Genomic DNA, 15,604 nt, shown 5'->3' on the forward strand with positions numbered 1-15,604 from the left:
TCTATTTCCAGCTGAGCCAGAGTTCCTCAATCGCCCAGACTACGCCACCACGCATGGCGCCTTGCCGTTTGTCCGGGGCCAATTGAAACCGGCCAATTTCGCGGAACCAGGTCTCGTAAAAAATATGCAGCTCCATCCGCGCGAGATGCAGCCCTAGGCAGGTATGGATGCCAGACCCGAAAGCGCCATGGCGATAATGTTTGCGGTCAACCGAAACGGTCATCGGGTCTTCGTTGAGTTTGTCTTCCCAACCGATCATCGCGAGCGGACAGATGATCTTCTCACCCTTGGATAATTTCTGACCGCCTAATATCGTGTCTTCATTGATCTGGCGCGGCAGGTTGACGAAGCTGTAACGGCGCAGCAATTCTTCGGTGACATCGGGGATGCAGGCGGGGTCATCGATGATCCGCTGCTGGAGCGCTGCATTTGCGGCCAGATGCTTCATGCTGAAACTGAGTGCATTGACCACAGTATCAAGGCCCGCGAGGAAGAGTAAATGCGCGATGGAGAGCAGTTCTTCGAAGGAAAGGGTGCACCCGTCAATATCGGATTGGATGATATGACTCATCATGTCGTCTTTGGGATCAACCTGACGCAGCTTCACAAATTCTGCCAGCATCGCGACAATTTTCTGTTGAACCTGAGCTACCTCTGGTGTGCCGGCCAGTTCAAAATTTTCGTTCACCAGTGCGCGGAATTCATCAAACCGGTCCAGTGGTAATCCCAACATCTCCATGAAGACGGAGACCGGAAAGCGTGATCCAACCGCGTCGATAAATTCGCATTGTCCATCAGCCTTGACCGCACCAATAAGCCGGTCTGCCCATTGTTGAATCCGGTCTTGCAATGGCGCAATCGCCTTTTTCTCGAAAAACGGGCGCATCATCTGGCGGTAGGGTCGATGTTCCGGCGGATCGAGGGATAGCGGGATTGTTTTGGGTATGTTTTCGATATGGGGGATCGAGAAATTCTCGTTGGAAAAGATATTCGGTTTACGCAGCAAATCGATCATCATGTCGCCATCGGTGACGATCCAATGACCGCCATTTTTGGGTGTCCAGAAAAGGGGAGGGGCCTCTTTTTTTAAGGCCAGAAAAGCATCATGGACATCGACCTTGATCGCCGGTTCGGCGTAAATATCGAAATCATGAGTGGGCACGTCATCGCGCGTCGCCGCATTGTTTTGCATAACATCTTCTCCCAAACCGTAATTATGCGCCTGTTTAGCGGGGATGACAGCTAGTGATTTTAGGAGGCGTCAGAGCCAGTCGTTCTGACGGTACCATTTTGCGGTATCTTTCAGTCCCTGCCGCGTCTCAATTTGTGGTGTCCACAATTCGGGCGGCAGCCGCTTGGCGGGGTCGACAGTCCAGTCATCATGGCAGAAATAATTCACCCGATCTTCGGTCAGCTTGGCCTTGTCACGGCGGACAAGGCGATCGGCTTTGGCCCCGAGTTCCAGCAGAAGTTTCGGCGTGGCTATAGGTTTGACCCGTCTGCCGGTCGCCCAACCGATCGCCTTGGCGAAACTGGTCTGGGTCCAACCGCCGGTCTTGCCGTCGTCCACCTCAAAAATCTGAGCGGTTAGATCCTCATGCTCGGGGATAATCGTCATCAAGGCGCGGGACAGATCGTCGACGTGGATGGCGGAAAGCCGTCCGTCGGCATCGGGGGGCAGGGTTACAAAACCGGTTTTTGCCATCTTGAACAGCTCCAGCATTTCACCGTCTCCGGGTCCGTAAATGGCTGGCGGCCGGATGATCGTCCAGTCTAGTCCGCTGCTTGCGACTATCTTCTCTGCCTTAGCCTTGGTATCGCCATAGATGGACAGCTTGGGCAGGGTGGCAGCGAGCGATGAGACATGAATGAAGCGTTTGCATCCCGCCTTTTTCGCCGCCTCGACAACCGCCAACGTGCCAGCGACATTGCCTGCTTCAAATCCTTCGCGAGTAGGCGCATTCACGACACCGGCGATATGGATCACCACATCGGCCCCAGTGCACAACACGCTGAGGCTTGCCGGATTATCGAGTGCACCGCGCACCCATGTTACATTGGGGCGGTCATCCTGTGTCTGGCGGGTAAGGGCGCGTACTGGAAAACCGGCGCGGACGGCTAGGTTGAGCAAATGCCCGCCCACAAAACCAGTCGCGCCGGTGATTGCCAGAGTTTGTTTCGTCAGCATGCGACTAACTGCTCATGTCCCGTTTCATACCAGCACCATCTGGTTCCGATGAACCACGGCACTGCGAGGTGCGTAGCCTAGAAGGGCTTCGAGTTCCGAGCTGCGCCGCCCGATAATTTTTGCGCAGTCGAGCGCGTCATATTCAGCCAGTCCGCGTGCAATGAGCTGACCGTCGGGTCCGGTAATATCGATCACATCACTGCGGGCAAATCCATCTGTTACGGAGATAATCCCGGCGGCGAGGAGGCTACCGCCATCCTGAAGTGCTGTCGCAGCGCCGGAATCCACCATGATTGTGCCAGCCGAGGTGAGGCGGCCACCGAGCCAGCTTTTACGGGCGTTAGCGCCGCCGCTGGCTTTGAATAACGTGCCTTTGCCGCTGTTTTCATAGCGTCGCAACGGGTGATCTTCGCGGCCGGATATGATCGACAATGGAATGCCTGCCATATTGGCAATCTGAGCGGCTTCCAATTTTGAGGTCATTCCTCCCGAACCCAATCCAGACGAAGAACTGCCATCGGCCATCGCCAATATGCTCTCGTCCACTTGTTCAACCGTGCCGATCAACAGGTCTTTGTCATCGCTATCGGGACGACGATCATAAAGACCATCAATATCAGAGAGCAGCAGCACATGGTCCGCACAAGCCGCCTGCGCCACCCGAGCCGCCAGACGGTCATTATCGCCAAAGCGGATTTCATCAGTCGCCACGCTATCATTCTCGTTGATCACCGGCACTGCGTGCTTGTCAACCAGCCGATCAAGCGTTGCCGTGGCATTCAGATACCGCTTGCGGTCTTCCATGTCATCCAGTGTGAGCAACATTTGTGCAGCGGTAATCTCATGCTTTGCCAGCAATTCGGACCACAAGCTGCTGAGTGCAATTTGCCCAACCGATGCGGCTGCCTGAGCATCGGCCAAACTGGCTCGCCCGCCTTTTTCCAAACCAAGTTTGCGTGCGCCCAACGCGATGGAACCAGAGGAAACGATGATGACAGATGCACCGTCCTGATGGCGCTTTGCTATGTCGGATACCAGAGTTTCCAGCCAATCGCGCCGCTCGGTGCCGTCAGCGCCAATTAAAAGTGACGATCCAACCTTTATGACAATTTTCTTCTTATCCTGCAGGCTCACAGCGGTGACCAGTCCGTTTTTTCCTCCTCATCGCCGTCGACATCAATATCGCTAGCGAGCTGGTCTTTCTTCTCAATGGAGCTGTGGCCCCCGACCGCTTCAAGCACTTTGTTTAGCACAGCGTCCATACCCTTGCCGGTCGCGCCGGATAGCGGAAGGACGTCGGTCGCACCCGCTGCGCGAAGGTCATCGGCGATGGAATCCATCAACTCATCATCAAGTAGATCAGCCTTATTCAGCGCCAATATTTGCGGCTTCTCAGCCAGGCCGCCGCCATATTGCTCCAGCTCTTTGGTAACGGTTTTCCAAGCAGCCACCGGATCATCCCCGGTTGCGTCGATAAGGTGGAGTAAGATTCTGCATCGTTCGATATGGCCGAGAAAGCGATCACCAATACCTGCGCCGTCCGCTGCGCCATCAATCAGGCCGGGAATGTCGGCGAGGACAAATTCGCGGCCCTGATGCTGGACGACGCCCAATTGTGGGTGGATCGTTGTAAACGGATAGGCGCCGACTTTGGCTTTTGAATTGCTCACAAAGTTGATCAGCGTCGACTTGCCTGCATTGGGCAATCCAACCAGCCCAGCATCAGCGATGAGTTTCAGCCGCAGCCAGACCGCTGCTTCTTCACCAGGTTCGCCCGGTTGATGCTGGCGCGGTGCGCGATTGGTCGCGCTTTTATAGCTGGCATTACCACGGCCGCCGATACCGCCTTCGAGGAATAGCTCTTCCTGTCCTTCGCGGGTGAAGTCGAGCAACACATGTTCTTTGTCTTCGGACAGGACTTGCGTGCCAACCGGTATTTTGATGATCCGGTCGTCACCGCCAGCACCGGTGCGATTGCGGCCAGCGCCGCCTTTGCCGCGCTGCGCCTTGAGATGCTGGGCATAGCGAAAGTCGATCAGGGTGTTGAGGCCCTCAACCGCCTTGAAGATAATATCGCCGCCTTTGCCGCCATTGCCGCCGTCCGGACCGCCATATTGAATATATTTTTCACGCCGAAAACTGACAGCACCGGGCCCGCCCTGGCCAGAGCTCACATATATTTTGGCTTGATCTAAGAAATGCATGATGGTGCATTTAGGGAAGGGCGAAGCGAATAGCTAGGGGCTTGATTACCCAGTGTCATCACCGTCATCCGCAGACTTTCACTCCGCCGCCTGCAATTGCTCCATTTGCGCCACGCGCGGATCATTGGGATAGACCCATTCCTCGCCAATGACCTGATCCACCGCGAGATGTTCGGGCACCTTGTCGAGACCGATCATTTTGTCGCAACTCTGATGAAAACTATAGATGCGCGCTTCTTGATAGCTGAGCGGTACACTTTTGAACCCGTCGCTTTCCATGGATTTCTGGATCATCTCGCCAAATTGCGTGTCTTCCAAAATAATCGGGCTCATGTCCCGGCCATTCGGTTTGCTTTCGTCCGGCACCGTCCACAAGTCTGGCGCTGGACCGTTCCCCCAGTCCAGCGCCATCGTGACGAGCTCCAACCGGGTCGTATTGAGCCCAGTTGGCCAGAAAACCAAAGGCGGCACGAAATAATTGGATAGCGGTGACACCCAGTTCGGGAACATGGTGTAGCTTTGCGTGCAGGTGCGCCCGAGTTCGCCAACTGTATCCATTTCCTGCCATTCCGGCGGGGAATCGACAGCGCGGACATGCGCGCGATCTGTCTGTTGCGGGGCAGGGGCCAGCATCCGGGCGTGACCGTTGGGGAACATGGTGTTCACATTGCGCTTGCTGTCGACCAGCGGCGCGACGGTTTCGGGGTGGATGAAGGGCACATGATAGACCTCCATATTGGCCTCCATCGCCACTTTCCAATTGCAGTTGAGGTCAAAGCTGTGGCGTGCAGCTAGCTTGATCTTATCAAACTGGAATTCTTCCCAGTCATTCCAAACGGGGCCCAGCCACTCTTTCAACGGCATCGCATCATCGTCAAAGTTCACAAAGATCACATTGCCCAGTCGTTCGCATTTGACTGGGATCAGACTACGGCAGGACATATCGAGTCCGGTAAAATCCTGTTTTTCGGGAACCCCGACCAGTTCGCCATCGGTCTTATAGGTCCAGTTATGATAACCACACATCAGGCGCGGGGAGCGGCCCTTTTCCTCGGTCACAACCGGTGCACCGCGATGGCGGCAAGTATTGTAAAAGGCCCGCACTTCACCGTCCATACCGTGGACGATGATGACCGGCGTACCGGTATTTTCCCATTTCATAAAGCATCCCGGTTCAGGTACTTCATCTATATGGGCGGCAAACAACCAGCTTTTCTTCCAGATATGCTGCTGCTCGAGATCATAATATTCCTGCGACGTATAACGGCCAGCAGCAAGATCAGGCAGATGCGGAAACCCCTCCGGCGGAGCCGTCCGCGCGGCTTCCCACTCCATCAGACGCTTGATCTGCTCTATATAGGCTGGGTCCATAGGCATTGCTCTGTTCGTCTCTCCCTGTTGCGTCAGATGCCATGGCACCAGCGGCACAGTCGATTGGCAATAGTGATAGACTGGCGATCCGTTGGGGAACCTATCAAAGCGCGGAGATGTAGGACAGAAGCAAAAAAGGCGCCGCACGAAAGTACGAAGTTCACAAAGTGCACAATCCCCTTTGGGATGATATCATTGTCGATGGCAGATATTTTCTTACAAATGTTGGAAATTTCATTACCCATGTTTGGCGTTGCTTCTAGCTACCGAATTTGTTGGACTTGATATCGCCTTGAACAAGCTTGTTTGCTCAACATCGGTCATTCATTTGTCCGGGGTTTTCATGCACCTGTTTATAGGCTAGCCAATGGCTCCAATAGTTTGAGGGGCTACGAATGCAGTTTGACGAAGTTGTTGTCGGTCGCCGCAGTATACGCGGATATAAACCCGATCCAGTTGAACAATCACTTATCGAGGAAATTATTGCGTTAGCAATGCGCGCTCCATCGTCGATGAATACGCAGCCTTGGAATTTCTATGTCATCACAGGTGAGCCACTAGAAAAAATTCGAAATGGTAACTCCGAACGGATGTTAGCTGGTGTACCGCAATCTCGAGAATTTCGAACCGGAGAGGCCTTTGCAGGCCAGCACCGCGACCGGCAGATTGGCGTCGCCAAACAACTATTTTCGGCGATGAAGATTGAGCGTGATGACAAGGATGCTCGTCAGGATTGGGTGATGCGCGGGTTCCGGCAATTCGATGCGCCGGTGTGCGTGATAATTACTTATGACAAGGTCCTTGATGGAAGTGACGACACGCCGTTTGATTGTGGTGCCGTCGCGACTGCCTTAGTTAACGCTGCGTGGTCACGCGGCCTCGGTACTGTCATCAACAGCCAAGGCATCATGCAGTCGCCAGTTGTGCGCGAGCATGCCGGTATCGCTGATGACCAAGTGATCATGAAAAGCATCGCACTGGGCTGGCCGGACGAGAGTTTTCCGGCAAACGCAGTGGTTTCAAAGCGAAAATCTGTTGATGAGGCAGCTATCTTTGTTGGCTTTGACGGCTAGCTTGATCTTGCGCAGGAGGTGGCTGATGGCCACACCAAGCGGGCAGTCCAGTACGTGTAGTTGAACTCAAACCTGATTTCGCAATGAATCAGTTTTGTTGCTAGAGACTGCCATAGACATAAAAGCGGGCGCTAATCCTTGATGCCTAAGTACCTTATTGTTTGAGCAAGGGAGTTGAGGATGCCGTGCGCAAAAATTGAGGGGCACTATGTTTTTACGCCCAAACCATAGATAGAAGACTGCGAAAACAAATCCTCCAGCGCCGGTAATAAGCGCTCCATGCATGCCCTGATAGCAATAGTGGCGATATCCGAAAAACACCGAAGAGATTAGCGCTGCAGTCAAGTCTGCTTTCAATCCGCCACCCAAGAAGTGGCTGGAGCGATCGATAACGAACGCGCGAAACAACAGTTCCTCGAAAAAGGATCCATGGGTCCAGACAAGAAGCATGATTCCAATATAAGCCGTCAAATTTCCTTCGATATGATCAAATCGCCCGCTGGTACCAACATCCTCAAAGAAATAGTCCGCGGCCAATCCCATAAATTGCGTGGCAGCGACGAAAGCCAGCATAGACAACAAGTGAGAATGCCTCGCTATGCCCAACGTCCGCTTTCGAGATTTAGCGGTAACACCCTTGGTGGCGGCTTTGGGTTCAAGAGCAGGCGTAATTTTCAGAAACCTTCTGCGCCAGTCATACCATTGGCTAATGGCGAAGCGGCGATGATCGCACTGGCTTAGACCGTCATCTCCATTTTCTGACCGAAGATCAAAGCAGAGTCAAAAGCAAACCTTTGCAGGTTGTACCGAAATAGATCGTTATCGTTCTTGTCACGACGGGTTGGCTTCGACAGAATATGGTTGTTCTAAAGCCAAGTAACAGAATGTGCGCCAGACTCTCATATCCCTATCATTGTCGCATCCAAGCGGTACCGTTTGACAAGCGCCATTTCAGCTGCCCCGGTAAACTGATCGCGTTAGGGTGTTTTTTATCAATGAAGATCATCCCGCTTGGGTTCCATGCAGCCTGGCCAAAGGTCTGTCCCGGTTTTCGGCCGGGCATCTTAGCGGCAAATTCGAATCCGTCTTTGGCCCAGATCTGCCAAGTGGCACCATTTACTCCGGCAAGTTTCCAGCCATTCAAAATTTCCATGCCTTCTTTATAACCATAGTAGCGCATGCGTTCATTACTACTTCCGATATAGGCGGAGACAGTGCGATCAGCACGCAAACGGAACGTTATGGACCCGCCATATTCACGGTTAACCCAGGTTCCTAGGATTGGTGCCCAAGCTTTACAGTCTCTCGCGTTCATCGGATCAATTTGACCATTAATTCGCTCGCAAGGATCAAGTTCAGTAGGCGCAGCAGTCGGTTCACCACCAATATCATCTAGTTCGACGACTTCACCGCCACTATTCGCATCGCCTGTGTTTTTCTTGTCTTCACATTCCTTTCGAGGAGCGTTCTTTGCCCTTTTATATTCTGATTGTGCCGACAGATAATCGTCGTAGGCAGCGCCAATATAAATTTTACTTTTGGTGCCCGCTAACGTCGCGGTATCCGACCGAGACTTATACTGGCGCACGAGTGATCTAAGGCGACTAAGCAACTGGTCAGCTTCATCGTTCTTACATTTCTCCCTTAGATTAATGATATGTTTCGACAACATAGTTGGCTCATATCTAAAACTCGAAAGATAAGAATAACGTGTCACCAGATCATGCGCGGCGGAGATGTCCGCAAAACGCTTTGCTGCATCGGTCCGTCTTTCTTCAGTTCTATACGATCGGCTGGGGGAATAAAGCTCGGACTGTTTCTGCAATATATCAAGATAGTCGTATAACTCCTCCCTTAGCGCCAGATATTCAGTTAAACTGACAGTCTCTGTCACCGCAGCGAAGCGTTTGCCGAATGTTTTCTTAACGCGTTTAACAGCCGGTCCATCGGTGGTTGTTTTTTTTGTAGCCGCTTTTTTTGTCTGCGCATGAACGGTTGCACCATGGGAAGCAGGAACTGCCGCCAAGAGTGCCCCAAGCATAAAAATTGAAAAAAATCTGGCCATAACTTGTCTCCCATTTTCGAAGCTAAGACGACTAATTTCGCCGGTCAATCGTGGTAATATTTATTGTAAGAGCATTTTTTCTGGGAGACCGTTGTGTGACAAGTCACACGCATCCAACGAGGCCAGCAAACGGTTGCGCCTGACCGATGCCATGGCTTGTGCCGAACCGTTTCGGGCCCAGTGCGCGTCGCAGGGGCGAAAATCTGTTGATAGGTGATGGCCTGATCCGCGGTTGAATGCGTTGTAAACATATATCAAACCTCCACATTAGACCAAAGTCTCTCTATTAAAAATTTCTTTCTCCACTAGCTTTCTCGATAATGGCCAAAAACGGGTCAGCATGTGAACACAAGGAAGGGGAGGATATGATGACTGACAATGATCCATCGGTCCCGGAGCCGAACGACAGCGGACCGGAATCAGAAACTGAAACCAATGCAAATGAAAAGGCCTATTGGTCGGAGAATATCCGGCTGCTTTGGTCGTTAATGGCGGTCTGGTTTGTCGTATCCTTTGGCGCGGGAATATTGTTCCGCGATTTCCTCGATCAGTTTTCATTGGGCGGCTATCCGCTTGGTTTCTGGTTCGCCCAGCAGGGCTGCATCTACGTCTTCGTTTTGCTCATCTTTTACTACACGTGGAAGATAAAGAAGATCGAACGCAAATATGATCTTGATGATTGAGGGAGGCTGATATGGATACGCAAACACTCATCTATATTTTTGTCGGCCTGTCCTTCTCGCTCTATATCGGGATTGCGATATGGTCACGGGCAGGATCGACCAAGGAATTTTATATTGCCGGCGGCGGTGTCAATCCGGTCGTCAACGGCATGGCAACCGCAGCTGACTGGATGTCGGCGGCAAGCTTTATCTCAATGGCAGGTATCATCGCCTTTTCCGGCTATGATGGCTCGGTCTATCTGATGGGCTGGACCGGCGGTTATGTGATGCTGGCGCTTTTGCTCGCACCCTATTTGCGCAAATTCGGTCAGTTTACAGTGCCTGATTTTATCGGCACGCGTTACTATTCCAAAACAGCGCGCGTGGTGGCTGTCATCTGCCTGATTTTCATTAGCTTTACCTATATTGCCGGGCAGATGCGCGGAGTAGGTATTGTCTTCTCCCGCTTTCTTGATGTGCCGATCACCATGGGTGTGATTATCGGAATGGGCATCGTTTTCTTCTATGCCGTGCTCGGCGGGATGAAGGGTATTACCTATACGCAGGTCGCACAATATTGCGTGCTGATCTTTGCCTATATGGTTCCGGCCTTTTTCATCAGCTTTCTCGTCACTGGCAACCCGATCCCGCAACTGGGTCTGGGGTCGACGGTCAATGACGGGTCGGGCTTATATGTCTTGCAGAAACTGGATCTGGTGCTGCAGGATATGGGCTTTGGCGCCTATACGGACGGGTCCAAATCGATGATCGACGTGTTTTGCATTACCGCGGCACTGATGGTCGGTACGGCAGGATTGCCGCATGTTATCGTGCGCTTCTTCACCGTGCCCAAAGCTTCGGATGCCCGCAAGTCGGCAGGCTGGGCGTTGATCTTCATCGCCTTGCTCTACACCACGGCTCCTGCGGTTGGCGCTTTTGCCCGGATCAACTTTATCGAAACGGTTGACCAGACAGAATATGCCAAGGCGCCTGCCTGGTTCAAAAACTGGGAAAGCAACGACCTGATTGCCTGGACCGACAAAAACGGTGACGGCAAGATGGAATATCGCTCTGGCAATGCCTTTGCCGGAAGCCCCGAGTTTACCGGTGAAACCGGTGCGAGTGGCGAGCGGTTGATTGCCAACACGGTCAATCCAGACAGCGAAAACGAAGTCTATGTTGATCGCGACATCATGGTGCTCGCGAATCCGGAAATTGCCAATCTGCCCGGCTGGGTGATTGCTCTGGTCGCGGCTGGCGGTCTGGCGGCGGCGCTGTCAACGGCGGCGGGCTTGCTGCTGGTGATCTCGTCATCGATCAGTCATGATCTGCTGAAGAGCACATTCCGTCCGCAAATTACCGAGAAAGGTGAATTGTTGGCGGCGCGTATCGCAGCGACAGCGGCGATTATCGTGGCCGGCTATCTCGGCATCTATCCTCCGGGATGGGTTGCGCAGGTGGTCGCCTTTGCCTTCGGTCTGGCGGCAGCATCTTTGTTCCCGGCCATTTTCATGGGCATCTTCTCAAAGTCGATGAACAAGGAAGGCGCGATTGCGGGCATGGTCAGCGGACTGGTATTTACCTTCAGCTACATTGCCTATTTCAAGCTGATCGCACCGGACGCCAATGTGGCGGCCAACTGGCTATTCGGCATCTCACCGGAAGGCATTGGTGTCGTCGGGATGACCCTCAATTTCGTCATCGCGATTGCCGTGTCGAAAATGACGGGTTCACCGCCGGTAGAAGTACGCAAGCTGATCGATTCGATCCGTGTGCCACGCGGAGCCGGAGATGCAGCCCAGCATTGATGCTCTCCATTGAGTATCTCTCTTGGCGAGAGGAAAAGGGCGGCGCTTGGCGCCGCCTTTTTTATTTGCTTTAAGCGAACCGGGAGAGAAATATGATCTTGTGGATCGCGCTTGCCGTTTCGGTGCTCTATTCCGCCGGCTTGTTCTGGTTGGCGCTAAAGGGCGATGGTGGGCGTCTCCCGTTAAACCAACGGACCCAATCATGGGTCTATGGACTGTCCTTGGCAGTTTATTGCACCAGCTGGACATTTTATGGTGCCGTTGGCACGGCGGTATCAGGCGGGTGGCATTTTTTGCCGATCTATCTCGGCCCGATATTATTGTTCACCCTGGGCTATGGTATTGTCGCGCGGACCTTGCAGCTCGGCAAGTCGCACCACAGCACCTCCATCGCCGACTTTCTCTCCACCCGTTATGGAAAAAGCGGCGCTGTGGCTGCGCTGGTTACGATCATCGCCACAGTTGGTCTTTTGCCCTATGTCGCCTTGCAGCTAAAATCGGTTGGCCAGACGCTGTTTGCGCTGTCGCCAGATATTAGCGCTGCGGTCAATCCGGACGATGTTGTGCTGGGCGTTGCCGCTATCATGGCACTATTTTCGATATTATTCGGCGCACGGCAACTTGACCTCACACAACATAATCGCGGATTGGTTTTGACCATCGCCGTCGAAGCGGTAGTGAAGATGCTGGCCCTGCTCGCCGTTGCTGCCTTTGCGCTTTTGCTATTCTTGGGGAATAGCCTTGTGCCCACCGATAGCACGGGCGGCTTCGATAATATTTTCCGCGCGAACCAGTTTGACAGTCGTTTTGCCGTACTGACTTTGATTTCGGCCTGTGCGGCTTTGTGTTTACCGCGTCAGTTTCACATGACCATTGTCGAGGCGCAGAAAGATACACCGGATCGGCCGATGCGGTTTATTTTCCCTGGTTATCTAGTTCTCATAGCGCTGGTTGTTTTCCCCATCACTTTAGCCGGGACATCGCTATTGTCCGCCGGTCAGACAAGCCCCGATATGTTGATGCTGGCGCTGCCGCTGAGCACTGGCGCAGACTGGCTTGCGATACTGGTTTTTCTCGGCGGTTTTTCAGCAGCCACTGGCATGGTGATTGTTACAACCGTTGCGCTATCGGGCATGATAACCAATGACCTGATCGTCCCGCTTTTCTATCGCCGCAAAACCAATCATGCGGCGCTTGGTCAGTCGCTACTCTGGATCAGGCGACTGACTATCATCGGATTGCTGTTTTTTGCCTATCTCTATTATCGTACGATCAGCAGCGCCTCGACCCTTGCTGGGCTCGGCACCGTTTCTTTCGCCGCCGTTTCTCAATTTGCGCCGGGATTAATTGGCGGACTGTTTTGGAAACAGGGCAATCGGATCGGTATGATAGCCGGACTCACGCTGGGCTTTGCTGCGTGGTTGGCATTGCTGATTGTCCCGACCTATCTTGATGCCAATCCAATTCTTCAGATCGCCGATGATAGGCTGGTTTCGGCGGTCATTATTAGTCTGGCGCTTAACATTGCCGCTTACATAATATTCTCACTCAACAGTCAGGCAAATATCATCGACAAGGCGCAATCTGCGGCGTTTGTCGCGATGGAATATCGCATGGCTGATGGCAGCCGAGCGAGTAAAAAAATGCGCGTGGCCGATTACCGTCTGTTGCTGCGGCAGTTTGTTGGCGAAGACCGCAGCCGCACCGCCATGCAGCATCTGGGCCAGCAAGCGGGCCATGTTTATGCAGACTTGGACCCGGCCGACAATCAGTTGATTGAAATGGTTGAGCGGCAGCTTTCAGGCGTGCTCGGAGCCTCTTCCGCCAGAGCGATTATCGGCTCGACAATGGAAGGTGACCCGATCCCGCTGGAGCAGGTCGTCGCCATGTTTGACGAAACCTCTCAGCGCCTCCAATTTAGCGGTGAACTGCTACAGACGGCGATAGAGAATATTGATCAGGGCGTCGCGGTTGTGGATAATGAAATGCAGCTAGTGGCCTGGAACAGCCGCTATGTTGAAATGTTCGCACTGCCGAATGACCTGGTCACAATTGGCCGTCCGATAGTCGATCTGATTGGATATAATTTGCGCCGCAATGGTGTGGATAAAGATCAGGTCTCGCTGGAAGTGGCCAAACGGCGCGATCATATGCGCGCTGGCCGCAAACATGCTCTGGAGCGCGAACAAGCCGATGGCCGGATATTGCGCATATCAGGCAATCCCACGCCAACAGGCGGCTATGTCACAAGCTATACCGATATCACGGCCGACAGAAGATCCGAGCAAGCGCTGGAGGCCAAGGTCGAAGAGCGCACCAAACAGCTGACCGATGCCAATGCTGCGCTTGAAAAAGCGACCCGTTCCAAAACCCGTTTTCTGGCGGCAGCTAGCCATGATCTTGTTCAACCTTTAAACGCAGCAAGGCTGTTTACCTCGGCCCTTGACGAGGTCATTGGCGATAAACAGCCAAAGGCCAAAAAACTGGCGCATGATATAGATCGCTCGATCGAAATGGCGGATCGGTTGCTGCGTGCACTGCTCGATATATCCAGATTGGATGGCGGCGGTCTTCAGCCAAAAATATCAAAATTCCCTCTCAACCCGCTGTTCGATGATCTGCGGTCGGAATTTAATCGGGCAGCAAATGTAAAGGGTCTGGAGCTCAATGTCGAAGAAACTGACCTGTGGATCGAAACAGACAGGAACTTGCTGCTGAGTATTCTCCAGAACCTGGTGTCCAATGCCGTGCGCTATACTGAAAAGGGTTCGATTGTTCTTACGGCCAAGAGCAAGTCTAATCAGGCGCACATCCACGTCACCGATACCGGTGTCGGTATCGAATATGCCCAGCATGAGAGGATTTTCGAAGAGTTTCAGCAGGTCGGATCACATATCAAGAAAGAAGGCGCGGGTTTGGGACTATCCATTTCTCAGCGCATTGCCCGGTTGCTGAATACCACTATTGCGGTTGAGTCTATGCCGGGTAAGGGCAGCACATTTTCACTTTCCATCAAGCAAGTCAGAGCCCAAGCCAAAGCTAGCAAGCCAGCCAAAGCCCATAAATCAAACGCTTCCGAGCTGGCTGGCAAGACGGTGCTTTATATCGATAATGATCAAGATGCCTTGGACGCGTTGTCCGCATTGCTCGAACGTTGGGGATGCGATATTAAAACTGCATTGGGGCCAGAGCAGGCCCGCGAGACTTTTTCCGAGGCGCCTGATCTAGTGATTTTCGATTATCAACTGGATGACGGCTGCACTGGCGACCAGCTATTTGAAGATCTTGTCGATAAATGGAAGCAGCGTCCCTCAGCCATCTTGGTGACGGCGGAAGATTCCGACCGCACCAAGAAAGCGGCCGACGCATTGGCGGTCGAGCGCTTGATCAAACCTGCGCCACCAGCTGCTCTCCGCGCATTGATTAGTCAGTTATTGCGAAAAGCCTGAGCTTAGACCGATTTGACTTCGGGTAATTCCACATCCAGCTGTTTGGCGACGAGCACTGCTTGTGTACGATTGACGACACCCAATTTACGAAAAATGGCAGTGATATGAGCTTTCACCGTCGCTTCGCTAATTTCCATTTTATAGGCAATTTGTTTGTTGAGCATGCCTTCGCTGACGAGGTTCAAAATTCGTCTTTGTGCCGGGGTCAGGCTTGCTAGTTTCTCGAACAATATGGTGTCTTCTTCATTCTCAATGATATCAGCATCAAACCAGACATCTCCATCACGGATTTGAGCAAGTGCTTGCCGCATCACATCCAAATCGACGGATTTTGGAATGAAACCGGATGCCCCCAGGCTTTGGCAAGCGCGCACGACGCGGCTTTCTTCACTGGCAGACACAACGATGACGGGGAGCGCAGGAAAATCGTGACGGAAATCAAGCAAGGCAGTCAATCCATCGCTATCCTCCATATGCAAATCAAGGAGGAGTAGGTCAGCTGGTTCCGCAGTCGCAGCATCACGGGCTTCGGCTACGGTTTCTGCTTCGACCAGTTCAGCTTGCGGCCATAGTTTCAGTACCGCTTGACAGAGCGCGCCCCGAAACAGGGGATGATCATCAGCGATAATGATACGAGCCATAACCTACCTATTCATTCTTCCATGGATGAGTGTATCGACGACGGATGGATCTGCAAGTGTTGAGGTATCGCCGAGGTTGGAGTGTTCATTTTCTGCGATTTTGCGCAGGATGCGGCGCATGATTTTGCCGGATCTGGTTTTGG

13 protein-coding genes are annotated in these 15,604 nt (G+C 52.9%); 5 read left to right on the top strand and 8 right to left on the bottom strand.

Going from position 1 to position 15,604, the window contains the following annotated elements:
* Position 1: 1 nt before the first annotated feature.
* From ABJM21_RS04765 to ABJM21_RS04785, 5 genes are all read right to left on the bottom strand, one after another.
* A complete protein-coding gene (locus ABJM21_RS04765) occupies positions 2 to 1,192 on the bottom strand; it encodes a cytochrome P450 (protein ID WP_348300124.1) in 1,191 nt (396 codons plus the stop codon).
* A 69-nt stretch (positions 1,193 to 1,261) separates the two neighbouring features.
* Positions 1,262 to 2,188, bottom strand: a complete 927-nt coding sequence (locus tag ABJM21_RS04770; protein ID WP_348300123.1) for an NAD(P)H-binding protein — start codon at positions 2,186 to 2,188, stop codon at positions 1,262 to 1,264.
* A 24-nt stretch (positions 2,189 to 2,212) separates the two neighbouring features.
* Entirely contained in the window at positions 2,213 to 3,322 is a 1,110-nt protein-coding gene (proB, locus tag ABJM21_RS04775; RefSeq protein ID WP_348300122.1) for a glutamate 5-kinase, read from the bottom strand.
* Positions 3,319 to 4,392 carry a GTPase ObgE gene (gene obgE, locus ABJM21_RS04780; protein ID WP_348300121.1) on the bottom strand — a complete coding sequence of 358 codons (1,074 nt, stop codon included), beginning with the start codon at positions 4,390 to 4,392 and terminating at the stop codon, positions 3,319 to 3,321. Before obgE ends, proB begins: the two co-directional genes overlap by 4 nt.
* A 78-nt stretch (positions 4,393 to 4,470) precedes the next feature.
* Positions 4,471 to 5,769 (bottom strand): SRPBCC family protein, encoded by a 1,299-nt coding sequence (locus ABJM21_RS04785; protein ID WP_348300120.1) that lies wholly within the window; start codon positions 5,767 to 5,769, stop codon positions 4,471 to 4,473.
* Positions 5,770 to 6,158: 389 nt separating this feature from the next.
* Between ABJM21_RS04785 and ABJM21_RS04790 the strand changes: the two genes are divergently transcribed.
* On the top strand, positions 6,159 to 6,836 hold the full coding sequence (locus ABJM21_RS04790) for a nitroreductase (protein ID WP_348300119.1): 678 nt from the start codon (positions 6,159 to 6,161) through the stop codon (positions 6,834 to 6,836).
* Between the two features lie 66 nt (positions 6,837 to 6,902).
* Here ABJM21_RS04790 and ABJM21_RS04795 read toward each other — a convergent pair whose 3' ends face one another.
* On the bottom strand, positions 6,903 to 7,409 hold the full coding sequence (locus tag ABJM21_RS04795; RefSeq protein ID WP_348300188.1) for a CPBP family intramembrane glutamic endopeptidase: 507 nt from the start codon (positions 7,407 to 7,409) through the stop codon (positions 6,903 to 6,905).
* Between the two features lie 15 nt (positions 7,410 to 7,424).
* Between ABJM21_RS04795 and ABJM21_RS04800 the strand changes: the two genes are divergently transcribed.
* A complete protein-coding gene (locus ABJM21_RS04800) occupies positions 7,425 to 7,577 on the top strand; it encodes a hypothetical protein (RefSeq protein ID WP_348300118.1) in 153 nt (50 codons plus the stop codon).
* Between the two features lie 169 nt (positions 7,578 to 7,746).
* On the opposite strand, the gene ABJM21_RS04805 is transcribed toward ABJM21_RS04800, so the two are convergent.
* Positions 7,747 to 8,901, bottom strand: a complete 1,155-nt coding sequence (locus ABJM21_RS04805; protein WP_348300117.1) for a hypothetical protein — start codon at positions 8,899 to 8,901, stop codon at positions 7,747 to 7,749.
* Positions 8,902 to 9,269: 368 nt separating this feature from the next.
* Here ABJM21_RS04805 and ABJM21_RS04810 point away from each other — a divergent pair, with 368 nt between their 5' ends.
* From ABJM21_RS04810 to ABJM21_RS04820, 3 genes are all read left to right on the top strand, one after another.
* On the top strand, positions 9,270 to 9,584 hold the full coding sequence (locus ABJM21_RS04810) for a DUF4212 domain-containing protein (protein ID WP_348382205.1): 315 nt from the start codon (positions 9,270 to 9,272) through the stop codon (positions 9,582 to 9,584).
* 11 nt (positions 9,585 to 9,595) lie between these two features.
* Positions 9,596 to 11,371 carry a sodium:solute symporter family protein gene (locus ABJM21_RS04815; protein ID WP_348300115.1) on the top strand — a complete coding sequence of 592 codons (1,776 nt, stop codon included), beginning with the start codon at positions 9,596 to 9,598 and terminating at the stop codon, positions 11,369 to 11,371.
* 92 nt (positions 11,372 to 11,463) lie between these two features.
* Positions 11,464 to 14,820: a PAS domain-containing hybrid sensor histidine kinase/response regulator gene (locus ABJM21_RS04820; protein WP_348300114.1), complete on the top strand. Its 3,357-nt coding sequence runs from the start codon at positions 11,464 to 11,466 to the stop codon at positions 14,818 to 14,820.
* 2 nt (positions 14,821 to 14,822) lie between these two features.
* Here ABJM21_RS04820 and ABJM21_RS04825 read toward each other — a convergent pair whose 3' ends face one another.
* Positions 14,823 to 15,461: a response regulator transcription factor gene (locus tag ABJM21_RS04825; protein ID WP_348300113.1), complete on the bottom strand. Its 639-nt coding sequence runs from the start codon at positions 15,459 to 15,461 to the stop codon at positions 14,823 to 14,825.
* Positions 15,462 to 15,604 lie beyond the last annotated feature (143 nt).

Origin of the sequence: Parasphingorhabdus sp. (assembly GCF_039977335.1) — a bacterium.
Classification (GTDB): domain Bacteria; phylum Pseudomonadota; class Alphaproteobacteria; order Sphingomonadales; family Sphingomonadaceae; genus Parasphingorhabdus.